At 59.1% G+C, this 23,382-nt stretch carries 17 protein-coding genes and 2 pseudogenes; 13 read left to right on the top strand and 6 right to left on the bottom strand.

Going from position 1 to position 23,382, the window contains the following annotated elements:
* Positions 1 to 193 precede the first annotated feature (193 nt).
* The gene (locus GCT13_RS23405) at positions 194 to 1,291 is read right to left on the bottom strand and encodes a GlxA family transcriptional regulator (protein ID WP_321574562.1); all 1,098 of its coding nucleotides are present in this window, start codon (positions 1,289 to 1,291) and stop codon (positions 194 to 196) included.
* A 220-nt stretch (positions 1,292 to 1,511) separates the two neighbouring features.
* Between GCT13_RS23405 and GCT13_RS23400 the strand changes: the two genes are divergently transcribed.
* The 11 genes from GCT13_RS23400 to GCT13_RS23350 all read left to right on the top strand — a co-directional run bounded on the left by GCT13_RS23400 (position 1,512) and on the right by GCT13_RS23350 (position 14,448).
* Entirely contained in the window at positions 1,512 to 2,237 is a 726-nt protein-coding gene (locus GCT13_RS23400; protein ID WP_152762083.1) for a GntR family transcriptional regulator, read from the top strand.
* 61 nt (positions 2,238 to 2,298) lie between these two features.
* A complete protein-coding gene (locus GCT13_RS23395) occupies positions 2,299 to 3,798 on the top strand; it encodes an aldehyde dehydrogenase (protein WP_152762081.1) in 1,500 nt (499 codons plus the stop codon).
* Between the two features lie 4 nt (positions 3,799 to 3,802).
* Positions 3,803 to 4,696, top strand: a complete 894-nt coding sequence (locus GCT13_RS23390; protein WP_152762079.1) for a dihydrodipicolinate synthase family protein — start codon at positions 3,803 to 3,805, stop codon at positions 4,694 to 4,696.
* A gap of 99 nt (positions 4,697 to 4,795) precedes the next feature.
* Complete coding sequence (locus GCT13_RS23385; protein ID WP_227746968.1) at positions 4,796 to 6,040, top strand: NAD(P)/FAD-dependent oxidoreductase; 1,245 nt, start codon at positions 4,796 to 4,798, stop codon at positions 6,038 to 6,040.
* Between the two features lie 59 nt (positions 6,041 to 6,099).
* Positions 6,100 to 6,987 (top strand): ABC transporter permease, encoded by an 888-nt coding sequence (locus tag GCT13_RS23380; protein ID WP_090868889.1) that lies wholly within the window; start codon positions 6,100 to 6,102, stop codon positions 6,985 to 6,987.
* Positions 6,980 to 8,095 carry a quaternary amine ABC transporter ATP-binding protein gene (locus tag GCT13_RS23375; protein ID WP_152762075.1) on the top strand — a complete coding sequence of 372 codons (1,116 nt, stop codon included), beginning with the start codon at positions 6,980 to 6,982 and terminating at the stop codon, positions 8,093 to 8,095. The genes GCT13_RS23380 and GCT13_RS23375 overlap by 8 nt, the downstream gene beginning before the upstream one ends.
* Before the next feature lie 26 nt (positions 8,096 to 8,121).
* Entirely contained in the window at positions 8,122 to 9,369 is a 1,248-nt protein-coding gene (gene glyA, locus GCT13_RS23370; RefSeq protein ID WP_152762073.1) for a serine hydroxymethyltransferase, read from the top strand.
* 260 nt (positions 9,370 to 9,629) lie between these two features.
* Entirely contained in the window at positions 9,630 to 10,631 is a 1,002-nt protein-coding gene (locus GCT13_RS23365) for a glycine betaine ABC transporter substrate-binding protein (protein WP_227746967.1), read from the top strand.
* Between the two features lie 126 nt (positions 10,632 to 10,757).
* On the top strand, positions 10,758 to 11,675 hold the full coding sequence (locus tag GCT13_RS23360; RefSeq protein WP_152762069.1) for a LysR substrate-binding domain-containing protein: 918 nt from the start codon (positions 10,758 to 10,760) through the stop codon (positions 11,673 to 11,675).
* Between the two features lie 301 nt (positions 11,676 to 11,976).
* Positions 11,977 to 13,233, top strand: a complete 1,257-nt coding sequence (locus GCT13_RS23355) for an aromatic ring-hydroxylating oxygenase subunit alpha (protein ID WP_152762067.1) — start codon at positions 11,977 to 11,979, stop codon at positions 13,231 to 13,233.
* A 135-nt stretch (positions 13,234 to 13,368) separates the two neighbouring features.
* Positions 13,369 to 14,448: a DMT family transporter gene (locus GCT13_RS23350; RefSeq protein ID WP_227746966.1), complete on the top strand. Its 1,080-nt coding sequence runs from the start codon at positions 13,369 to 13,371 to the stop codon at positions 14,446 to 14,448.
* Between the two features lie 143 nt (positions 14,449 to 14,591).
* Here the strand turns inward: GCT13_RS23350 and GCT13_RS49425 are convergent.
* The 5 genes and pseudogenes from GCT13_RS49425 to imuA form a co-directional block, all read right to left on the bottom strand.
* Positions 14,592 to 14,801 (bottom strand): annotated as a pseudogene (locus GCT13_RS49425) (hypothetical protein).
* Between the two features lie 1,002 nt (positions 14,802 to 15,803).
* Positions 15,804 to 16,490: a hypothetical protein gene (locus GCT13_RS23330; RefSeq protein ID WP_227746965.1), complete on the bottom strand. Its 687-nt coding sequence runs from the start codon at positions 16,488 to 16,490 to the stop codon at positions 15,804 to 15,806.
* Positions 16,491 to 16,749: 259 nt separating this feature from the next.
* Complete coding sequence (locus GCT13_RS23325; protein WP_152762061.1) at positions 16,750 to 19,899, bottom strand: error-prone DNA polymerase; 3,150 nt, start codon at positions 19,897 to 19,899, stop codon at positions 16,750 to 16,752.
* Between the two features lie 12 nt (positions 19,900 to 19,911).
* Positions 19,912 to 21,375, bottom strand: a complete 1,464-nt coding sequence (locus GCT13_RS23320; RefSeq protein WP_152762059.1) for a Y-family DNA polymerase — start codon at positions 21,373 to 21,375, stop codon at positions 19,912 to 19,914.
* A complete protein-coding gene (gene imuA / locus GCT13_RS23315; RefSeq protein ID WP_152762057.1) occupies positions 21,299 to 22,012 on the bottom strand; it encodes a translesion DNA synthesis-associated protein ImuA in 714 nt (237 codons plus the stop codon). The genes GCT13_RS23320 and imuA overlap by 77 nt, the downstream gene beginning before the upstream one ends.
* Positions 22,013 to 22,101: 89 nt before the next feature.
* On the opposite strand from imuA, the gene GCT13_RS23310 reads away from it, so the two are divergent.
* Complete coding sequence (locus tag GCT13_RS23310; RefSeq protein WP_152762055.1) at positions 22,102 to 22,377, top strand: hypothetical protein; 276 nt, start codon at positions 22,102 to 22,104, stop codon at positions 22,375 to 22,377.
* Positions 22,378 to 22,380: 3 nt separating this feature from the next.
* Positions 22,381 to 23,341 (top strand): annotated as a pseudogene (locus GCT13_RS23305) (SOS response-associated peptidase family protein).
* Positions 23,342 to 23,382 lie beyond the last annotated feature (41 nt).

The following is a 23,382-nucleotide window of genomic DNA, read 5'->3' as shown; positions in this document are numbered from 1 at the left end:
GCTGCTGACCAGCGCGTGAACTGCTCAACGTACATTGTCGTACTCGCGGATAAGGGGAGAGTCGGGCACGTTGCCAGGCTCATCGTTCTGATATTGTCTTCGCGCGAATCCACCACCTTTGCTGTGCCTTGAGTATTGGTGGCTTATAAATCAGCGTCAATGCGCTTTATTTTCGCGGCACTATTACATTAAGTTATGCGTCGCGCAGAGGCTCTGTGGACGTGGGCTGAGGCAAGTCCAGAGTATCCATCACAGGTGAATTCAGCCGCGCCAAATCCCTGCCTTCGAGAAGAGTACGCAGTGCCTCGGGCAGCTTTCTCGCGTCCATGTCTCTGCATTCTTTGGGGGTTATGCCCACTACGCGCTTTAGCTCTCTGCCCAAGTGAGACGCATCGGTGAAGCCACAGACCTCCGCGACCTCGCTGATGCTCTTTCGAGAACGTCGTAGCAGCCACACGGCCACGCGCACACGGACGAGGCGCGCATAGGACGCGGGCGTCAGGCTAGTCTCTGCGGTGAAAAGACGCTCAAGCTGTCGCGGCGAAGCATCGACCCTGGCTGCAAGTTCATCGAGACCCAGTGGCGATGACAGATGTTGCTCCATCAGTGCGATGGCCCTGCGGATTTTCGGACTGAACTGCGATGTCACCGAGGGTGGAAAAGGTTGCTGGTCACTCCGTGCGCCCGGGTCAGCAACCTGCAGGATGCGGAGTGCTTTGCTCACCACCTCAGGGGCGATGTGTCTCCGAAGAATGGCCGCCGCTACATCAATCGACGCGGCTCCGCCCGAGCAGGTAATCAGATTTCCATCAGCTACGAAAAAGCTGTCAGTCACCACGAGGTTCGTTGGGGTGAATGGAAAGCGCTCGAGGAAATCTTCATAGTGGAACCAGCTTATGCAGATTTGCTGTTTATCCACCAGCCCCGCCCGCGCGAGCGCAAACGCGCCAGTACAAATTCCGACTAGAGACGCGCCGGACGAGGCCGCTCTACGCAGGTACTCGAGCGTGGCCTCGGTTGTTTCCGAGCCCGAATGGAGCAATCCGCCGACGACTACGATGTATTGGTAGTCGACAGCGCCGTCAAAGGTTGTCCACGGAGACATTTGCACGCCACAGCTCGCCCGAACGGGCCTCAGGTTTTCTCCCACGATTTGCCAGGTGCAACGCTCGGGTCTGCTCTTGTCGCCGACGTCACTTGCAAGACGCAAGGTATCGATAAAGCCTGACAATGCCGTAAGCGTGAAATTGGGCAGCAGGACGATTCCGAACCGAACAGGAGCGGGCTCCACTATTTTCTCCCTCGCGGTGAGTCAATGTTGAGAGGAAATTCCATGTATCACACATATCGAAGGAAAAAAGACATCGACCTACCCACAGCTGTAGAACCCCGATGGAGCCAAAGTTATCACCGACATCTGCGAGCCTACGTCAGTGTCTTCCCTTATTAGACGCATTGTCGGCTTGACCAATACAATTTGTAGACACAAGATAAATGCAACAGGAGTGCACATGAAAGCGAACGTAGTTGAACTCGACCGAGAGGATGGACAGGCCTCGTCCCTGGACCGCAAGGCGGCCTTGGGACAGGCTCTACGGCACCGCATCCTCAGCATGGAGATGGCGCCGGGCGCCTCCCTGGACGAGGTGGCCCTCGCCGAGGAGTTTGGCCTGTCGCGCCCGCCCGTGCGCGAACTGATGCGGCAGATGGCAGCCGAGGGCTATATCGAGCTTGAAGCAAATCGCGCAGCGCGCGTTGCGTCAATGAACTATGACTCGCTGCGCAACTATTTTCTGGCGGCGCCGCTGATTTACGTTGCGACGACCAAGCTGGCGGCAGTGCACGCGACGCAGGCCGAAATCGATGGCCTGAAGCGCATTCAGGAACGGTTCCGCGCGGCAGTCGCAGGCGGCGGCGTCGATGAGCGGGTGCTGCAGAACGACGAGTTCCACCTTGCAATCGGCAAGATGGCTCACAACCCGTATCTGTTGCCAAGCCTCTGCCGCCTGCTGATTGACCACGCACGGCTCGGCAAGACTTTCTATCAGCCGCGCGACGAGCGAATGGATGCTGAACTCGCGGAAGCGGTGCAGCAGCACGAGGGCATCATCGACGCCATTCAGCGTCGTGATGCGGAAGCGGCTGGAGAAATTGTGCGCGCCCATGTGTACCTGGCGCGGCGAAACATGGCGTCTTACGTGGCACCGGACGGTGTTGATGTGCAGATGAATTTCTAACTTCCGCGAACCGAGTGGTTTGTTCGGTTCCTCATGAAAACCTGTATCAAGAGAGACTGATATGACTGATTTGCTGTCCAGGAGCGAATATCAAAAAATCGCCCGTGAGCTGAAGCTGCCCAGCCAGGTCATCATCGACGGCAAGGCTTGCGGTGCGGCGTCGGGCGAGACGTTTGCGACGTTCAATCCGGCCACGGGCGAGCATCTCGCTGACGTGCCGGCCTGTTCGAAAGAAGACGTGGACGCAGCTGTAGCGAGTGCCCGTGCCGCATTCATCGACGGACGCTGGTCGAAGCTGCATCCCGTTGCTCGCAAGCAGGCGATTATCCGGTTGGCCGACCTCGTCGAGAAGAACGCTCTTGAGCTCTCAGTCATGGAGAGTCTCGATGCGGGCAAGACCATCTTCGACTGCCAGACCGTTGACGTTCCGGAAACGGTCAACGTCCTGCGTTGGCACGCCGAGGCAATCGACAAAATCTACGACCAGGTCTCCCCGGCCTCTGACAGCCACATCTCGATGATTGTGCGCGAGGCAGTCGGTGTCGTCGGCCTCGTCCTGCCGTGGAATTTCCCGCTGCTGATGCTCGCGTGGAAAATCGGCCCTTCTCTGGCTGCGGGTTGTTCGCTCGTCGTGAAGCCCGCTGAAGAAACGTCGCTCACGACCATGCGGGTTGCCGAACTCGCGCTCGAGGCAGGCATTCCCGCTGGTGTCTTCAACGTCGTGACGGGCACTGGACCTGCGGTTGGTGAGCCCATCGGACGTCACCGCAATATCGATATGGTGTCGTTCACCGGTTCGACCGATACGGGGCGACGCTTCCTGACGCATTCCGCCGAAAGCAATCTCAAGGAGATTGTGCTCGAAATGGGGGGCAAGAACCCGTGCATCGTGATGTCCGATGCGACCGACCTGGACGCAGTGGCGGGCCACATCGTCAATGGTGCACTCTGGAACATGGGTGAAAACTGCTCGGCGATTTCCAGACTCATCGTTCATCGCGACATCAAGGCGCCGCTGCTAGACAGAATTATGAAGCTCGCCGACGAATGGCGCGTCGGCGACCCGCTCGACCCGGCAAACCGAATCGGGCCGCTCGTTTCGCAGCAGCATTATGAGAAGGTGCAGTCGTATCTGTCGGACGACATAAAGGTCCTCTATGGCGGACAGACTAGCGACGGACGCTACGTCCATCCCACCATCATCGACGTCGCAAGCAATGGCGCGAAGCACGCTCGCGAAGAAATTTTCGGACCGGTTCTGTCCGTTATCACGGTAAGCAGCTTGCAGGAAGCAATCGACATCGCGAACGACACTGACTACGGCCTTGCAGCTTCCGTGTTTGCTGGTAATGGGAAGCGAGCATTGCGTGCAGCACGCGCACTTCGGGCAGGCACGGTGACCGTAAATTCATTTGGTGAAGGCGACATCACGACTCCATTTGGCGGCTTCAAACAGTCGGGTTTCGGCGGACGCGACAACTCGCTCCACGCGCATGACCAGTACACCCAGCTGAAAACCATCTGGCTCGACCTGAACGACAACGAAGCGGACGAAGAGTAACGACATGAAAGATTTTTCATTTACTGGCATCAACCTTGCAATTAGTACTCCTTTCGATGAGAACGGTAAGCCAGACCACGGTCGACTGGAGAAGCTGATTGAGCAATACCTCGCTGCTGGTATTCGTGGCTTCGTGCTCAGCTCGGGCACGGGCATGCACGTGTATCTGTCGCAGGAAGAGTCGAAGGCGCTGGTTGCGTTCGGCGCGAAGGTCATCAATGGGCGGGCACGCATCATCGCGCAGACGTCTGCGCTGCTCGTCGATGACGTCGTCGAGCGCACCCGTCACGCAGCTGACAGCGGTGCTGGCGCTGTGATGGTCCTGCCGCCGTTCTTCGAAGGACCGACGGACGACGACGGTGTCTTCGAGTTCTATGCGGCCGTTGCACGCGGCGGCCTGCCCATCATCGGCTACAACGTACCGCAAGCCGTAGGTGTGGAAATCACGCCATCGCTCCTGCGCCGTCTCTGCGAAATCCCGGAATTCCTCGCCGTGAAGGACAGCAGCGGAGATTTGAGCAAGCAGGCAGCGCTTGTTCGCACCGGGCTGCCGATGATGAATGGCGCGGACCCGCTGATGCCATACGCGATGTATGCAGGCGTCCGTGGGCTGATTTGGGGCGGTGCAAACTTTGCCCCGAAGACGTGCACGCAGTTCGTCACGGCGGCACAAGAACATCGCTGGGACGACGCGAGAGAACTCTGGCGCGTGCTCGAGCCAGCCATGTCGCTGATTTGGGAGGGCGACTACGTCCAGTCTGTCTATGCTGCCGCCGAGATGACGGGCTATGGCGCGGGAAATCCCCGTCGACCGCTCGCCCGGCTTTCCGCGAAGAAGTCCGACGCCTTGCGTAGCGCGCTCGGTGACTTGGTCGAGCGCGAAAAGCTCGCTCTTTAAGCAATTGGGCCAATCATCATGTATGTAGCGAGCAAACTTCCGCAACACCTCGGCCAATCCGGCTGGGTATCCATGCTGCCGTCCAGGACGCCGCGCCCGATGCTCAACGGAACGGTGAACGCCGACATCGTGGTCATCGGTGGCGGCTTCGCGGGGCTGTCAGCAGCAAGACGTCTTTCTCAACTCGACCCGAAGCTGAAAGTCGTCATCCTCGAGGCAGGGGAAATTGCGGAGGGCGCTACCGGTCGGAATTCGGGCTTCATTATCGACCTGCCTCATGAGGTTTCGTCAGAAGACTACGGCGGCTCTGACACCAACGAGCGACGGCACGATATTAAGGTCCACCGCATCGCAATCGCGCTCGCGCAGGAGCTGGCCACAGAGAAGGGGTGGGGTAAAGACGTTTTCGACCCTTGCGGAAAGTACAACGTCGCGCTGGGACTGCAGGGTGACCAGCATGTCGTGTCCTACGCGAAGCAGTTGGACAAGGTCAACGAACCGTATCGCCTGCTCGATGCCAACGAGATTGCTGCTGTCACTGGAACCAAATCCTTCACGTCGGCGATTTTTACTCCTGGGACCGTCATCATCCAACCCGCTGCATACATCAGGGGGCTGGCAGATTCATTCCATGACCCCGTGAAGCTTTACGAGAACACCCCTGCCTTGTCGTTCGAACGACAGGGAGCGTCCTGGCAGGTCAAGACGCCGAAAGGTGCTGTCAACGCGGCAAAAATTATCCTGGCGAACAACGGACAGGCGCAAAGCTTCGGTCTCTTCCGTGGACAGCTGTTGCACGTCTATACCTACGCCTCGATGACGGAAGCGTTCGACCCGAAGCGGTTGGGCGGCCAGCGCTCGTGGGCGGCAACGCCCGCCTTCCCCATGGGGACGACTGTTCGTCGTGTTGAAGGCGATAAGGGAGACCGGATTTTGATTCGCTCCCGGTATACCTATAACCCTCGTATGCAGGTGAGCGAAAGCGCGATTGCCAGAGCCGGCCGGGTTCATGACCGGAAGTTTGAAACACGCTTTCCGATGCTGAAGGGTATCCCGATGGAGTATCGATGGGCGGGCGCCATGGCGCTCACCTGGAATGGCGTTCCCGCGTTCGGGGAAATCGAGCCCGGCGTCTTCGCGGCGATTGCCTGTAACGGAGTTGGTGCCACGAAGGCAACCGCGTCCGGGATAGCTGCCGCTGAGGCGGCATTGGGCCGGGACTCGTGGCTGGTTCAGGTGTTCCGGGGTTTTGCAGCACCGAAGCGGCTGCCGCCCCAGCCTTTCCTGACGATAGGAGCAACGGCCAATCTCAGCATGAAGGAATGGTCTGCTGGAGCGGAGTAGTCACCTTTCACGTCGCGAGGCAGGCAGCACTGGTGAGCGACTGAATGATGGAGGAAAAAATGGACTGGATAAACAAATTCCCACATATGCAGGACGAGGCGCTTCTGCACATGAAGCGTTCAATCGACGACGGCTTCCGCGCATTTACGGCGGCATACGGTGACCCGATTGACAGCTTCTTCCATCCGCTGCAGGAGTTCCTGATGGCGGCGGAGCGTTTCATGACCCAGACGCCGTGGCCCATCATCATGCTGCTCGTCATGGTCATCGCCTGGGGTGCTAGCAGGAACTGGAAGGTGGTGCTCGGGTGCTTCGTCACACTGGCCCTCATCGGGTACCTCGACATGTGGCAAGACACGATGCGCACTGTATCGATGATTTTCGTGTGCACGTTCCTGTCGATTGTCATTGGCTTGCCAATCGGGATTCTCATGGCGAAGTCGGACCGTGTCCGCAAGCTGGTGGACCCAATCCTCGACGTGATGCAAACGATGCCGAGCTTCGTCTATCTGATTCCGGTCGTAATGCTGCTCGGTATCGGACGCGTGCCTGGCCTTATCGCCGTGGTCATCTACGCGATTCCGCCGATGATTCGATTGACCAATCTCGGCATCCGGCTGGTCGACCGCGACATCCTTGAGGCAGCTGACGCGTTCGGCTCGTCGGGCTGGCAACGACTGCTGAAAGTGCAGTTGCCCCTGGCACTGCCGACCATCATGGCCGGGGTCAACCAAACCATCATGATGGCGCTGGCAATGGTGGTCGTCGCAGCGATGATTGGCGTCCAGGGGCTGGGGCAGCCGGTTCTTAAAGCCATCGCGAACCAGTACTTCACGCTCGGTATCTTCAACGGTCTTGCTATCGTGGGTATCGCGGTTATCTTCGACCGCGTCAGTCAGGCATATGGCAAGCGGCTCCAAAAGCATCAGGAGGTGGTCCATGGCTGACATCCAATCCGGCGGCATCCGAATCCAGCATCTGTACAAGATTTTCGGACCCAAGGCCGCATCCTATGTCGAAGCCGTCAAGAACGGTATGTCCAAGGCCGACCTGCTGAAGGAAACGGGTCATGTCCTTGGCCTTCGAGACATCAATCTGGACATCCCGGCCGGTTCCATCCAGGTCATCATGGGTTTGTCGGGTTCGGGCAAGTCGACGCTCATCCGGCACATCAACCGGCTTATCGACCCGACTGCCGGGGAAGTCCTGATTGGTGGCGTCGATGTCTGCAAGATGGGCTTTCGCGGTTTGCGCGAATTCCGTCGGCGCCAAACGGCGATGGTTTTCCAGAAGTTCGCGTTGCTTCCCCACCGGAACGTGCTCGACAACGTCGTCTACGGACTCGAAATTTGCGGCGTGAAGCGCAGCGAATCTGTTGCGACGGCAATGCGCTGGATTGAGCGTGTTGGACTCAAGGGCTTCGAACAGCGCTTCCCGAACCAGCTGTCGGGCGGTATGCAGCAACGCGTCGGCCTCGCGCGAGCACTTGCGATGGATGCGCCCGTTCTCCTGATGGATGAGGCGTACTCGGCGCTCGACCCGCTCATCCGCATGGACATGCAGACCGTGCTGCTGGACCTCCAGAAGGAAATCAGGAAGACGATTGTCTTCATTACGCACGACCTGGACGAGGCCCTTCGTCTTGGCGACCAGATTGCCATTCTTCGCGACGGCTGCATCGTTCAGCAGGGCACGAAGCAGGACATCGTGCTGCGACCGGCCGACGAATACGTGACGAACTTCGTAAAGCAGGTGAATCGTGGGCGAGTCGTCTGCGTTGAGTCCGTGATGTCACCGTCGCGTTTGGGCGTCGCATCGGCTGGAAATCACGTTGCGGCTGGCACGACGATTGAGGAGGCGATTTCGATGCTCACGCACAACCCCGCAATCGAGCAACTGACTGTCGTTGGTGCGGAAAGTCAGCCGCTCGGCACCGTGAATCTCCGCCAGTTGGCATGCGCCCTGATTACTTCGGAAGAAGGCTGCGACGCGATTCGGGTGCCTGCTGAAGAGCGCGGTCGCGCAGATGCGCCAGTCGCAGTTTCCCGTGTATGAATTCCCTCTTCAATCACTGACCTCATATGTTTAACCGAGCCGAACACACTCTCGAAGCCATTGACCCGGAATTGCTTAAAGCAATCACCCAGGAAAACCGTCGCCAGGAAGACCACATCGAACTGATTGCGTCGGAAAACTACACCTCGCCCGCTGTCATGGCGGCGCAGGGTTCGCAGTTGACCAACAAGTATGCCGAAGGCTATCCCGGCAAGCGTTACTACGGCGGCTGCGAGTACGTCGATGTCGTCGAGCAGCTGGCTATCGACCGCGTGAAGCAGCTTTTCGGCGCTGAAGCCGCGAACGTTCAGCCGAACTCGGGCTCGCAGGCCAATCAGGGCGTGTTCTTCGCGATGCTCAAACCGGGTGACACCATCATGGGCATGAGCCTCGCGGAAGGCGGTCATCTGACACATGGTTCATCGGTCAACATGTCGGGCAAGTGGTTCAACGTCGTGAGCTACGGTCTGAACGAGGCCGAGGACATCGACTACGATAAGACCGAGGCGCTCGCGAAAGAACACAAACCGAAGCTCATCATCGCGGGTGCGTCGGCGTTCGCGCTGCGCATCGACTTCGAGCGCCTGGCGAGGATTGCGAAGAGCGTAGGTGCGTATCTCATGGTCGATATGGCGCACTACGCCGGTCTCATCGCTGCCGGCTTGTATCCGAACCCGGTGCCGCATGCTGATTTCGTCACGACCACCACGCACAAGAGCCTGCGTGGCCCGCGCGGCGGCGTCATCCTGATGAAGGCGGAATTCGAGAAGCAAATCAATTCTGCAATCTTCCCCGGCATCCAGGGCGGGCCGCTGATGCACGTCATCGCGGCCAAGGCGGTCGCGTTCAAGGAAGCGCTCGCGCCAGAGTTCAAGACGTATCAGCAAGCTGTCGTCGACAACGCGCGGGTGCTGGCCGAGACGCTAGTCAAGCGCGGCTTGCGCATTGTTTCCGGCCATACGGAGAGCCACGTGATGCTTGTGGACCTGCGCGCAAAGAAGATTACGGGTAAGGCCGCGGAAGCCGCGCTCGGTGCCGCACATATCACGGTCAACAAGAACGCAATTCCGAACGACCCCGAAAAGCCGTTCGTCACGAGCGGCGTACGTCTCGGCTCGCCGGCGATGACCACGCGCGGCTTCGGCACAAAGGAAGCGGAACTGGTCGGCAACCTGATTGCCGATGTGCTTGAAAGTCCGGAAGACCAGGCCGCGATTGAACGGGTGCGCGCTCAGGTCGCGGATTTGACGAAGCGGTTCCCGGTCTACCGCTAGCCTCGTATGGGGAAATCGAGGCGTGCGGAAGATTGAAGGTTGCCGTGGTCTGTAGTCGGCCGTTTTGTCTGTGGACCTGGTAACCGGGTTTAAAAAGTCGCTTCCGGGGAACGACTGGCAGTTGTAGTCAGGCGGGTGAATCAAGAAATCGCAGGTAATTATCGTAGTGGGTTCGTTAGGTTTCCGATTTAAATGGAAATCTGTATGGCGCAATGACCGACGCATACCGGGGAAGCTCCGGCAACTATTTGGGAACTGAAATGAAACTGAAATTTCTAGGGGCGCTTGTCGCGGTCGGGGTTTTCTGGACCAGCTCGCAAGCTTACGCCGCCGGTTGTGGGAACGTCACTATTGCAAGCATGAACTGGCAGAGCGCGGAACTTGAAGCCGCTATCGACAAGGTTATTCTTCAGGACGGCTACGGCTGCTCGGTGAATAGCGTTGTTGGCGACACTGTTCCGACGATAACGTCGATGGTGGACAAAGGAAAGCCCGACATCGTGCCAGAAGGGGCAATTGACCTGTTGCCCGCCGTCGCCAAGCAAGGTATTGATTCGAAGAAAATCATCCTCGCGGGCAATGTCATCCAGGAAGGCGCGGTGTACGGGTGGTACATTCCAAAATATGTCGCCGATGCGCATCCCGAAATCAAAACGATTCCTGATGCCTTAAAACACCCCGAATTGTTTCCGGACCCGGAAAACCCTGGGAAAGGCGCGATTTACAACGGCCCTCAAGGATGGGGCGTGACGGTCAACACCGCGCAGCTGTACAAGGCGTTCGGTGCTGAGCAGAAAGGATTCCGGCTCGTCGATACGGGTTCTGCGGCAGGCCTGGACGGTTCTCTTGTAAAAGCGTATGAGCGCAAACAGGGCTGGCTCGGCGTTTACTGGGCGCCGACTTCGCTGCTTGGCAAATACAAGATGGTGAGACTGAGTGAGGGCGTCCCTGTCGACCTGGCTGAGTGGAAGCGTTGCACGACGGTTGCCAGTTGTCCGGACCCGAAGCCGACTGGCTGGCCGGGAAGCCGACTGCTCACGCTGGTCTCGAAGCCATTTGCCGACAAGGCAAGCCCGGACGTGATGAAATATCTGAACACGCGCACGTTCACCACAGCTGATGTTCAGCAGGTCATGGCCTGGATGACCGACAACCAGGCAACAGGTGAAGACGCGGCGAAGCACTTCCTGAAAGAGAAGCCGCAAATCTGGACGAAGTGGGTGACGCCGGCAGCGGCCGAAAAAATCAAAGCGTCGCTGTAAGCGCAGAACGAGACGGTTGCTCCGTGCTTAGTCTGAGAGGCAAGTCATCGGTGGGCGGCGATTGCCGCTCACCGAAGCTATATCAAGAAGAGCTATTCTCCTCACAAGCTCACAATGAAAGCGGCTATGGACAGCGCAAAGGGTTATCGTCGACTTATCCCGTCACTAACGGCACTCGTCGAGTTCGAGGCGGTAGCGAGACTACGAAGCTTCACGCTTGCGGCTGCCGAGCTTGGCGTCACCCAGGCAGCCGTCAGCCGTCAGGTCAGGCTGCTGGAAGAAATGCTTGGTGTCCGCCTGCTCGACCGGTTACATCGCACCACCACGCTCACGAGCGAGGGCCAGGCTCTGTACGCGGTCGTTGCCGAAGCGATGGGAAAAATTGCGGGCGTTTTTGACCGCCTGTCGACTGGTATCGAAGATGAAGAACTTGTGCTGGCGACGACCGCCTCGTTTGCGCATTTCCGCCTGATGTCCAGCCTGGCGAGGCTCAAACGCCTTCAGCCAAACCTGCGCATTCGCCTTACCACGACCATGTTCACGGCCGACCTTCGCCACAACGAGGTCGATGCGGCCGTTCGATGGGGCAACGGGCGGTGGAGCGATGGAACATCACATCTGCTTTTCGGCGAGCAGGTGTTTCCGGTGTGCTCGCCAGCCTGGAAAGACGAGTACGGTGCCCCTGCGTCACTGGATGAACTCGCGAACATGACGCTCATCGCATACGACCCGACGTCGGAAGGATGGCTGACCTGGGAGGAATGGTTTCGGACCGTCGGCGCGCGCCCAACTAAACTCAAGTATGGCATGCGCACCTGTCTTTATACCGACGCAGTGCAGGCCGCCCGCCTTGGTCAGGGGGTTGCACTTGGGTTCGGTAGCCTGCTGCACGAGCACCTCGCATCAGGCGAACTCGTGCGTTTGACGAGCGCCTCCATTACCCTGGACGACGCCTACTATATGGTCGTGCCACACGGCAAGGCCATGTCACCGACCATTCAAACGCTGATTGAAACGTTGAGAAACGCTGTCGGGATTTCCTGAGCAGCAGCACGGCTTTGAAGGCGCGGTAAGCAGCAAATGACCATCTCGGCGGGAGCGCTGCGCGTCAGAGCTCCGCGGCGCGTTCTGGCGCCCTCTCCCCGCACGTCTTATCATCCTCTCTCGTGGCTCAAGCGCCCTCCGCCCCATTGGGCTAGCGTTTGCCGTACACGCGCCACCTATAATTTAAAGTAATACTTCCGCGAAAATAAAGCGCATTGACGCCGATTTTCGGTAATCCAATACTCAAGGTTAACGCGGGACCATTCGAAGTCCCGATACCCCTGAACGTTGGAGAGAAGCGATGTCTGAGTTCGTATTGAAACCTCTTGGTGAGCTCGTTCGAAGCCGTGAGCCCGGGTGCGGATTGCCGGGAGAGGTTTTTAGCCGGCAGGATGTATTCGAAACCGACATCGATATTTTCTTCCACAAGCACTGGATTATGGTCGGCGTGACGGCGGACGTGCCGGAGCCCGGTGACGTCTCCGTCGTCGACATCGGCAAGGCGTCGGTCATCATCGTGCGCGACGACGACGAGAACGTTCGTGCCTATCGCAACGTGTGCCGGCATCGTGGCGCTCGCCTGAAAGAAGCCGGGAAGTCGACGGTCGGCATGCTCGTGTGTCCGTATCACCAGTGGACATACGACCTCGACGGTAGCCTGCGTCACGCGAAGCACATGGGAAAGGACTTCGACGCAACCTGTCGCAATCTGCGACCGGTACATCTCAAGGTCGTTGGCACCCATGTGTTCGTGTGCTTCGCGGATGAGCCGCCGGCCGACATCGCGAAGCTCGAAGAAACGATGGCGCCGCGCTTCGCTCCGTATGAGCTGCAGAACACGAAGATTGCATTCGAATCGGAGATTATCGAGGACGGCAACTGGAAGCTCGTCATGGAGAACAATCGTGAGTGCTACCACTGCGAAGCGGGGCACCCCGAGTTGACGATGTCGTTCATTCCGGAGTCGACGAGCTCCAGCGCGGACGGCATGGACGAGGAAGGGATAAAAGCGCTCGACGCCTACAACAAGCTCAATGCCGAGACGCAGGCAAATTGGGAAAGCGAGGGGTGGCTGTGTTCGGCCGTCGAGGAGCTCAGCGGGGACGTTGCAACGCACTTCCGCACCGAGCGGCTGATGATTGGAGGTCATGGCGAGTCGCAAACGATAGACACGAAGGTTGCCTGTCAGAAGCTGTTGGGCAATCTTACCCGTCGTGACCTGGGCGACACTCATATGTGGACCCACAACTCGTGGACGCATGTGATGAGCGACCATGCGATGATTTCTTACATCATTCCGTTGACTCCAGAAAAGACCCTCTGCCGCACGAAATGGCTGGTTCACGCTGACGCCGTGGAAGGCGTCGACTACGACGTGACGAAGCTGACTGAGGTCTGGGTCGCCACGAATGCGCAGGATGCAAGCCTCGTCGCCATCAATCATCGTGGTGCACAGGACCCCGGGTACATTCCTGGACCATACTCGCCGTCCACCGAAAATTATGTCGACCAGTTCGTCGGCTGGTATGCAGGGCGTCTGAAGGCGCATGGCATCTGACTCCAAGCGCCGTTGAATCGCTGCTTGAAGGTGCGAGCACCGCGCCAAGTATCGAAGACATCGGCGGGTTAAGGTGTTCGACGTGGTACAACGGAAGGGCGGCTCAAGCCGCCCTTGCGCTTTGCCGATACCACGATGAAGGCCAGGACCACCCAAGTGCCAGTTCCATCGTCGTTCGCTGACAAGCCTCATCAGGTAGATGTCTTCACGCTACTGTCGGATTGGCAACGTCTGACCTTGGGCGGTCTGTTTCTCATCGCAGGTCTACCGTTTGGTTCTCCGCCGATTATGAGACTCACGAGCATTGCATTCGTTTTACTCGGCATCCTTGGCGGCTCGAACTTCATCTACATGAAGTGGGCTACGGCTCTTATCAATCCGACACAGGTAGCGTTTCTACGTGTGCTTTTCGGATTTCTGCCTCTTGCACTTGCCGCGTGGCATCAACGGGCCATCACTCGCCAGCAATTGCGCCTGCTGCCGCACTTTCTCGTCATGGCGGCGGGCGCAACAGCTTTCTATTTCATAGCTATTATCAAAGGCACCTCGGTACTCCCATCGGGCATCGCTGGCGTGCTGGCTGGAGCTATTGCTCCTTTCACAGCAATTTTCTCCCCACTGTTTCTTCGGTCAGAGAAATTTAACGGAATGATGGGCGCTGGTGTCGTTATTGGCTTTGCGGGCATCATCCTGATTGCACGCCCTTGGGACGGCGCGAATGGCGCTATCGATTTAGCAGGTGTTTGCTGGTTAATCGCGAGTTCCATGATACTGGGCTTATCATACATTTACGTTCGTCGGTTTCTATCCACCGCAAATCTTCCGCCATTAGCGTTGGCTACATGGCAAATGGGACTGGCGTTGGTAATCCTCTACTTCTCGACGGACTTCACCGGCGTTGGACGAGTTTTTGTGGATTGGCGCGCCACAATGGGATTGGTTATTGGCTTAGGTATTATGGGAACGGGCATAGCCTTCATCCTTTACTACTATCTGCTTGACAAGCTCGGCGCCGTGGCTTCTTCGAGTTCAAGCTATCTGGCTCCGGCCGTGGCTTTGCTGATTGGATGGCTTACAGGGGAGCGATTCGGGCTGCTGGAGATGACGGCCATTGCTCTCATCTTTGTGAGTATCGTTTTGCTTCAATTCGGGCAACAGCGGGCAACGGACTCTTTGTTAGCTCAAGTTGAAGGGGGCACAAGTACTGCGGGTTGAGCGGTTTGCTCTCTACTGATACGAGCGTGCTGGTGGCCTGTGGTCCTACTGTCACGCGTAATATGGCTGGGCAGTTGCATCCGCCGCCAGATGCTTCTAGTCTCAGCTGTCCGCGACGGCAGTCGGACTCAACCTATTGACCGTTAGCCATGGCTATCCAACCACGCGCGGCACCACGAGAGACCTGCAGATTCTGCTTCGTCTTCAGTGTCGAAAACTCCCAAAATCCCGGACACTTCGACGACACACTCGTCTTACGAGTGATTGTGCCGCTCCAAGCGAACCGGGCAGGCCGCGGCCTGCAACGTGGCGTGACCCCAAAGCGTGTATCCGCGATACCTCTCAATTTGTATCCGCTGGCCTTTGCGCCTGATGCCCGGGCCGGGTGGTGTCGACGCCAGCCATCTTCAACGTAGCATCAATCATCTTCAGCTCTTGGCCGAAATCAAGCGCCCACTCCTCACCATCGCACCGCACGGTCATGCCGTTGTGCATTGGAATCAGATAGCGCGCCTTGTAAGCATCGTTTCATGCACAGACCCAGCGGTGTTCTGCAACGCATTTCCCTCGAGCAAACATCCTGCGTTTTTTGAATGCCCCTTGGTGAAGTTGAGCCCCGCCTTATCCTGAGCGAGGCCTTCAGACACGTTCCAAAGCATCGTGAGATGCCCCTCGGAGCCAGCGTCGCCCGTCAGCCGTTCGCCTCAGGGCGCTAACTTCGCCACCCTGTCCGGTATCTCAAGGCTATCCCACAGTACCGGCTATCCCGCAACCGCTGCCGTTGATGTCCGACCAGTCGCGCGGCCGCACCGCGGAACGGGCAGCAGTATGTATACCGCGCAACATGGGTGATGATTTCGCATGGCAGGGGGCGTGCTCGGAAAACTGACCGTGAGGCAGGGAAATTTGCCAGCAAAAATATTTCGGCGGACTGGCGGCGAGCGCTGCGAGCCTCGACGAACGGTTCGTCAACGACTCCCGCGAGGCGTGGCATTGCCGCGCCCACCGCCGGACGGGTTTCCAGTCGTGCTCGGCCAGTTACCACCGGAAGCGCCACCTGCCGTCCGACCCCTGCTTCCAGCCGATTTGGCCCCGCCGGACGAGCTCTTCGATGCACCGCCCGAGTTGCCGCGCGCGTTACCTTGGTTGCCGCTTGCTCCTTTGCTCATCGCTGCCTCCGTTAAAAACACTTGGCGCTACTCGCCGTGCCTGATGAATGAAATTGCGCACGGCAATGAAGTCCATCAGACAACGATACTCCTGCTCGTGACAGTTGACATGTCCCACATCGAGCGCCGGCACCGAGGTTACTAATATCGCGCCGTCGAGAGCGGCAAGTTAAGGCCGGTAGTCCGTCACATTTTGTTTTTCAGTCGGCGCAAGAATGTGCGAGCGGTAATCAAGACAATGTGGAGGCGGAACGTACTCCTGTCTTCGTCAGAAAGGCCAGGGTGAGAACCTTCCGTATGCAGCATCTTGAAGAGCCCATTTATATAACTCTTCCCATCTGTGCTCCATTCGTTTCGAGCGATTGACAAAAACTGCTGCTGTGTGGCCAGCCATTGTCGTCGGTTCTCAGAAGAGCCCTGCGGAGCACCGGCGGCGTCGATGTGGAATGCGATGGCATCAAACAAGCTCTCAAGGAACGTACGGGTCTGGCTATTTGCTGCAGCCCAGTCACCTCGGGTGTGCGCTTCTATAGCCTGGTCGAGGTGACCCTTTGGGAGACTGAACCCAAAGTGGTCAAGAAGTTGATGAACCTCATCATCAGTAGCGGGAAGGTCGACTTCGTTTGGAAGCGCCGCTCGAAGGGTTGGTGGTGATTGCGAATATCTATCTGCAAACTGGACAACAAATCCGTCGAGCGCCAGAGCCCGCATTAGCTTGTTCTGTTCGTCTTCCTGAGCTGGCTCCGCTCGCATGACCTCAACAGCTTCCCGAACAACAGCCTCAACCAGCGTGACGACACCGTCTGCGGTTGCAATCTGCATGTCCGCCGCTTTGGCGACTTCGCGAGCGAGCAGCGCTACCTTCTTCGACACGCTCACTTTATCGTCAATTGGGATGCTAGCTTCGAGGCCTAATCTGAACACCAAGTGATTAAATTTGGCCTGTGACAGCGAAACATCGAGCAGAGCTATGGCGGCAGCTATTGTCGGTCGTGTGAAATGGTTTGTACGCATCTTTTATATTGGAGTTATACGGAGACCACTAAACAATATCTGCTCTTCGTGACGAACACCAAGCGATGTTTTTGAGGCCCCTCGGAATCGAAATCTCGTCTCGAAAACCCATCCATGCTTAACAGAAGTTCCTACTGACAGCCGTAAGGCCGCCAAGGAGGTGCGATAGGTCGACAAGCCGCTCGGCGACCAGGTGGCGGACCTCGCCCTCGCATTGCCACGTCCCATACACTGCAAGGAGTGACGCTCCCAGCGTTTCCTGTCGGAATCGTTCCTGGATTGACGGCCAGATGATTACGTTCACGTTGCCCGTCTCGTCCTCGATGGTCACAAACATCACCCCCTTTGCGGTCCCTGGTCGCTGACGAACGGTCACCAGTCCGCAGCCACGCGCGAGCCGGCCGCTGCGGTAAGTCATGAGCGTCGCGGCCGGCATGAGACGCTGTTCGAGTAGCACCGGCCGCAGTAGTGAAAGCGGATGCCGACCGAGTGTGAGGCTCATCGAGTTGTAGTCGGCGACGATGTCTTCGCCCTCCGACGGCGCGCCAAGCACAGGCGTTCCATCATCCACGCGCGCATCGGCAAGGATGTCACGGTCGGGTACCGCGGCGACCGACGTCCAGAGCGCTTCGCGCCGGTTGCCGGCGAGCGACGACAGAGAGTTCGCGGCGGCCAGAACCTGAAGGTCCTTCCGGTCGAGCTGCGCACGTTTGGCGAGGTCGCTGACGCTGGCAAACTGTCTCACGGCTCTCGCGGCTTCAATACGTTCGGTGGCGCCGTCCTTCATGCCCTTCAGTAGCGACAGGCCAAGGCGTACCGCAGGCCTTGATTGAGAATCGAGACGCTCAAGCACTGAATCCCAGTTGCTGATGGTGACGTCAGCCGGCAGCACCTTCACACCGTGGCGTTGTGCATCCTGAATGAGCTGCGACGCAGAATAGAAGCCGAGCGGCATGCTGTTCAGCATCGCGGCAAGAAACGCTTCCGGCTCGTGACACTTCAGCCAGCTGCTCGCGTAGACGAGCAGCGCGAAGCTCGCCGCGTGGCTCTCAGGGAAACCGTATTCGCCGAAGCCGTGAATCTGCTGGAAGATGGATTCGGCGAAGTCCTTCGTATACCCGCGCTCCGTCATGCCGTTGACGATGCGGTCGTAATATTTGTCGAGGCCGCCCTTGCGTTTCCACGCGGCCATCGCGCGGCGCAACTGGTCCGCTTCGCCAGGCGTAAATCCGGCAGCCAGGATGGCAACCTGCATCACCTGCTCTTGGAAGATGGGTACGCCCAGCGTCCGCCCGAGCGCGACCTCCAGTGCTTCGCTTGGATAGGTTACTGGCTCCAGACCTTGGCGACGGCGCAGGTATGGATGCACAGCGCCGCCCTGAATCGGGCCGGGCCGCACGATGGCGACCTCGATGACGAGGTCGTAGAACTCGCGCGGTTTCATCCGCGGCAACATGCTCATCTGAGCTCGCGACTCAATCTGAAACACGCCCACCGTGTCGGCGCGCGAAATCATTTCATAGGTCGCCGCGTCTTCAGCCCGTATGTCCTGCATCTCGAAGCGCTCGCCGCGTTGCTCTGACACGATGTCGAGCGTGCGCCGGATTGCCGACAGCATTCCGAGCGCGAGTACGTCGATTTTCAGTAGCCCGAGCGCTTCGAGGTCGTCCTTGTCCCACTGGATTGCGGAGCGGTCCGCCATCGCCGCGTTCTCGACGGGCACCAGGCGCGTGAGTTTGCCGCGGCTGATGACGAAACCACCAGAGTGCTGCGACAGATGGCGCGGAAAATTGAGAATCTGGGCGGCCAGCTTCGCCCACAGACCGATGAGCGGATTCTCCGGGTCAAGCCCGGTTTCTGCGAAGCGTTGGAGCAGGTCGGCCGAATGGTCGAACCACCGATGCGACTTCGCGACCTTGTCCACTATCTGAGGGTCGATGCCGAGCGCCTTGCCGCTCTCGCGCAGCGCGCCGCGTGGCCGGTACGTCGATACTGCCGCTGCAATGGCAGCGCGGTCACGCCCGTACTTCCGATAGATGTACTGGATGACTTCCTCGCGACGCTGGTGCTCAAAGTCAACATCGATGTCGGGCGGTTCACCGCGTTCCTTGCTGATGAAGCGCTCGAACAGCATGTTGCCGCGCGACGGGTCGACCTCCGTCACCCCGAGGCAATAGCAGACGGCACTGTTCGCGGCGGACCCGCGTCCCTGACACAGGATGTGCTGGCTGCGCGCAAAGCGCACGATGTCGTAGACCGTGAGGAAGTAGGCTTCGTACTCCAGTTCGTGGATGAGCTGCAGTTCGTACTCGATTTGCTCCTGCACGCTGTGCGGAATGCCATTGGGATAGCGCCGGTGCGCACCGATGTAGGTTTCCTGCCGCAGATACGCTTCGTGCGTGAAGCCATCTGGCACAAGCTCGTCCGGATACTCGTAGCGGAGCTCGTCGAGCGAGAAATGACATCGCTCCAGAATATTGAGCGTCTCGGACAGCACGTGCGTCGGATACAGGTTGCCCAACCGGAATCGCGAGCGCAGATGTCCTTCGGCATTAGGCGCGAGGTCGTACCCGCATTCAGCAACCGTCTTCCGCAGCCTGATTGCCGTCATCGTGTCCTGCAGCGGCTTCCTCGACCGGACGTGCATGACGACATTGCCTGTAGCCACTACGGGCACGCGATACTGGTTGGCCACATGTTGGACGATGCCGCGATGAATGTCGTCCATCGCGCGTTGATGCATGACGAGCCCAACCCATGCGCGACCCGAAAAGACATCGTTCATCCACTCGAGCTGGGATGCGAGCACGTCTTCTTTCGCGGGGAAATCCGGCACCAGGATGGTGAGGCAGTCCGGCATGCCTCTCAGGTGCGCGTAGCCTTTTTCTGGCTTCGAGATGTCGTGCGGCGTCAGCAGATATTCGCCCTTCATCGCACGCATGCGTCCCAGCGTGATGAGCTCGGAAAGGTTGCCATAACCCTCGCGGTTCCGCGCCAGCAGGATGAGGCCGAAGGCCGGGGTCCTGTCTGCATGTACGAGCTGGAAGTACGAGCCGATGACGAGTGGAAGCTTCTCTTTTTTTGCCTCGACATGTGCGCGCACGACGCCGGCAAGCGAACACTCATCCGTTATTGCGAGGCCCGAATACCCGAGCTGCGAGGCGCGTTGCACCAGCTCTTCTCCGTGTGACGCGCCGCGAAGAAACGAAAAGTTGGTGAATGCAAAAAGCTCCGCATAGTCCGGAAGCATTGACGAAGAAAAGTCCATGACAGTGCCGTCTTACCCGAACAGGCCATGGAGGAACCAGCGGACTTCTTCCGTCTTTACGCCCGGGCGTTCACGGTAAATCCAGTAGCAGCTTTTGTCGGCCGCTTCAGCGACGTAGTAATCGCGCGTAACGGCTTCACTGTCATGCCATCCCGCCTCAATGCGCTCACCCATCGAGACGAGCCTGAGCGGCGAGCCGTAAAACGGTCGATGGTTCTTCATCATGAGCTTGATGGGTTCCTCAAGCAGCCAGGTCGGTCGTGGCAGGTCCGGCGGTGGCGTCTGCGTCTTCGCGTCGTTCTGGATGGGCACCCAGCGGTTCGCCATCTCTGGTCTGTGGTCGGATGTGGGTGCCGCGCGCTCCACGTTCTCAGCGCCGAGTCGCGCAACCAGCAGCTCGATGAGGCGGTTGTGGTCTTCAGCCGACCCACCCGGGTCGGGAAACAGCGAATCGCTTGGCGGCTCGGCGGGCTGCACGCTGGATGCCGTCATGCGAACCGCGAGCACGGCAGCCGACAGTTCGGTGCGCCCCAGACGCTCCTTCAGCAGACGGACAAGATGCTCCTCATGCCACGTCGGCTCGGCAAGGGCGATTTCGAGGAGGGTAGGCTCGACGGCTTCGCGCCCACGTTCATGTTCGAGCGACACGGTAGCGTGGGTCAGCGCAAGCTGTTGCGCGCTCAACCAGCCGCACATCTGGACGATGAGGCGACCCGCCGAAAACAGTATGGCCTCAGCGTGCTCGACCCGGTCGGGAAGTCCGGCTCGGGCACTGAAGGTGGGCGGCACTTCGAGCCACTGAAACAGCTCTGGCGACAGACCATAGGCGCGGTCGAGCGCATCGAGCAAATCCACGCCGCAACGCTTCTTCAGCCCGGCGCGCGGCAGGCGGCGGACGTCACCCAGCACCCGGCAGCCGAGGCCCTGAAACCAGTCAGCGAACGCGCGCAGTTCCTGCACGACCGTGAACGGCAGCGCGTTGAGGTTTCGCTCAAGGGATGGCATCTTGAGCACGCGACACCGGCCCCGCTTTGCGAGCAGCCAGGCACCCTGACCGGTCGGCGCCACGCTCATGCGCACGGTTACGCCGACCGCTTTCACGACCTCACGCATCAGTGCACAGACGCGCCGGATGCCGCCGAAGAGACGCAGGCTGGCCGTCACGTCCATGACAATGGTTTCCTCGTCGCAGACCGCGACCTGCGGCGAGAAGCGCAGCAGACCAAACGCGACCTCGCGCTGCATTTCCCGCTCACGCTCGGCGCTCCGGTCGTACATCAGTGCGTCGGGCGATAACGTGGTTACGCCGCCCCGTTTCATTCCCGGAAGCACGCCGGCTTCCCGCGCCATCGAATCCATCACCACTACCTTGTCGCGCTCGAGCACGACGCAGCCGCGCTCAGTCCGAGGTGACCACCTCGGACGGAACACCTCCAGCGAAAGCCGGGGCAGGAAGATGGCGACGAACACGGCCATAGGGGCTGAGCGTAATCGGTGATGGTTGCAGGGTGATGGACAGTGTTTCGGTTCGCGTTGGGCCTCGTCGCTTGACGACATCGACGACGAGGCCCCCGTTCGCCGGTCTTACGGCAAGCCGCAGCGTGGCGGGTGAGGCATCCTGCGCGCTGGCCAGGGGCCGAATGAGCACAAGGAATGTTTCCGACGCCTGCGCTGCCAGGTGTAATCGCCGCAGCGCCTCGGTGCGGATGTGCTGCTGCCACAGGATGAGCGCGCCGCAGCTCTTTGCCTGAAGGACACGCTCCGCGCACCAGAGCGCGTCCGCCGTCTTCGGTGCCCGCAATCTGATGAGCCGTTCCACTGGCAGGCCGAGATACGAGAACGCAAGCGAGTTGGGGACATGCGGCGGCTGCAGTAGCGCAATCGGCCGCGCGCTCAGTTCTGCAAGCGCCGGCTTCAGGAGCCGCATCTCGCCAATCCCAGGCTGCTGGACCAGCAGTTCCACCAGTGCACCCAACGGCCAGCCGCCGCCGGGCAGTTCGGCCGACAAGGCTGCGTAGCCTGTATCGACCGTCCTGCCATGGGCGCGCGCGAGTTGCGCCCCGCGCCAAAGCGCTGGGTGAATCGACTCGACGTGTTGGGGCAAGGCGGCCATGTTGCAAAAATACTGTATGGATGTACAGTATCCTATATTAAAAACCTAGTTTGTGAAGTGCCCCTTTTTGGTCGCGACGGGAGACGATGATGGACATGCCTGTGCGCAAGCACCCGATGCCGGAGATTGCGGCGTTCGTGGCCGAATTGCGTCGCGCGTTTGGGGATGCGACCATTCATGACGCCCGCGGCAAGGCGGGCGAGCCAACCTTCTTCGCGCGCGAGAACGGCCTGACGGTGGGCACGAAGTCAGCTGATGCAGTGAGCGGCTGGCGAGTCGACGACAGCGTGCGGAACCGGCACCTCTGCCGCGGATGCGACGGGTCATGCATCGGAACCGACATTCGGTGCAGTAAACGGAGATGACGCATGTGCTATTCGGCTCAAATCTTGGCGGACTATCGCCGGTACGTTCGGATGTTCGGCGCGCACATGGACATCGCCGAGTTTGCGCGTCTCTACTTCCTTCAGGCGGAAGGGAGCAGTGCGAAGACGCCAAAGGCGCTCGACGATGCCTTCCTCGACCCGCAGAACGATGGAGAGCGTGAGATACGGCAGACTCATCGACAAGACGCGCGCCCAGCAGAAGACGAGACTCGAACAGGAATTCTTCAAGCAGCGAATCCGCCTGACCGATGCAGAGCGCAAGCTGGAATCGAAGGTGACAAAGGCTGCGACCGAAAACCAACGTATTGCCTCCGACAAAATCGAAGCAGCGCTACGCCGCATCGAAGACCTCAACCGGACCGAATCGAAGCCGCGCGACTCGCGCATCTTCCCGGGCTACTACGCGCCGGTGCTTGTGATGGAGAGCGGCGAATACGTGGTCAAGCCAATGCGATACCAGTGCCGGATTGCCGGCACCCCGGCCAGCTTTGATGCGAAATATCCGGGGACGTATATCGCTCGCCGCGACAATCTTGCCGGGTCCTGGAAGCCGTGCTTTGGCCACACGCACGGTCTCATCCTCGTTGACGTCTTCTATGAGAACGTCAGCAAGGCGAAATTCGAGGGGACCTTGAGCGAGCCTCATGAAAAAGACGGAAACGTCGTTCTGGAATTTCGTCCAGGCAACGGCCAGTTGATGCTGGTCGCCTGTCTATGGTCTCGATGGTCGGCGCCCAGCGTGCCCGACTTGTTGTCATTTGCTGCAATAACCGATGAACCACCCGCAGAGGTTGCAGCAGCCGGCCATGACCGATGCATCATTCCCATCAAGTCTGAGAACATCGACGTGTGCCTTAACCCGGACCCGTCTGACGTCGAAGCCTCATACGCCGCGTTGAATGACTGGGAACGACCTTACTATGAGCACCGACTGGCCGCTTGAAGTACGGCACGAATGCGATTGGGACGACCTCTTTTAGAGTT

The sequence above is a fragment of the Paraburkholderia franconis genome (genome assembly GCF_009362735.1).
GTDB classification, from domain to species: domain Bacteria; phylum Pseudomonadota; class Gammaproteobacteria; order Burkholderiales; family Burkholderiaceae; genus Paraburkholderia; species Paraburkholderia franconis.
This window is presented reverse-complemented; position numbering and strand designations above follow the sequence as displayed.

Bases quoted from the DNA above. Each gene is read 5' to 3' on its own strand.
- GCT13_RS23385 (WP_227746968.1), top strand. From the start codon at position 4,796: ATGCTCAACGGAACGGTGAACGCCGACATCGTGGTCATCGGTGGCGGC.
- GCT13_RS23380 (WP_090868889.1), top strand. From the start codon at position 6,100: ATGGACTGGATAAACAAATTCCCACATATGCAGGACGAGGCGCTTCTG.
- glyA (WP_152762073.1), top strand. From the start codon at position 8,122: ATGTTTAACCGAGCCGAACACACTCTCGAAGCCATTGACCCGGAATTG.
- GCT13_RS23355 (WP_152762067.1), top strand. From the start codon at position 11,977: ATGTCTGAGTTCGTATTGAAACCTCTTGGTGAGCTCGTTCGAAGCCGT.
- GCT13_RS23325 (WP_152762061.1), bottom strand. From the start codon at position 19,899: ATGGACTTTTCTTCGTCAATGCTTCCGGACTATGCGGAGCTTTTTGCA.
- GCT13_RS23350 (WP_227746966.1), top strand. From the start codon at position 13,369: ATGAAGGCCAGGACCACCCAAGTGCCAGTTCCATCGTCGTTCGCTGAC.
- GCT13_RS23390 (WP_152762079.1), top strand. From the start codon at position 3,803: ATGAAAGATTTTTCATTTACTGGCATCAACCTTGCAATTAGTACTCCT.
- GCT13_RS23365 (WP_227746967.1), top strand. From the start codon at position 9,630: ATGAAACTGAAATTTCTAGGGGCGCTTGTCGCGGTCGGGGTTTTCTGG.
- imuA (WP_152762057.1), bottom strand. From the start codon at position 22,012: ATGGCCGCCTTGCCCCAACACGTCGAGTCGATTCACCCAGCGCTTTGG.
- GCT13_RS23395 (WP_152762081.1), top strand. From the start codon at position 2,299: ATGACTGATTTGCTGTCCAGGAGCGAATATCAAAAAATCGCCCGTGAG.
- GCT13_RS23400 (WP_152762083.1), top strand. From the start codon at position 1,512: ATGAAAGCGAACGTAGTTGAACTCGACCGAGAGGATGGACAGGCCTCG.
- GCT13_RS23310 (WP_152762055.1), top strand. From the start codon at position 22,102: ATGGACATGCCTGTGCGCAAGCACCCGATGCCGGAGATTGCGGCGTTC.
- GCT13_RS23320 (WP_152762059.1), bottom strand. From the start codon at position 21,375: ATGGCCGTGTTCGTCGCCATCTTCCTGCCCCGGCTTTCGCTGGAGGTG.
- GCT13_RS23375 (WP_152762075.1), top strand. From the start codon at position 6,980: ATGGCTGACATCCAATCCGGCGGCATCCGAATCCAGCATCTGTACAAG.
- GCT13_RS23360 (WP_152762069.1), top strand. From the start codon at position 10,758: ATGGACAGCGCAAAGGGTTATCGTCGACTTATCCCGTCACTAACGGCA.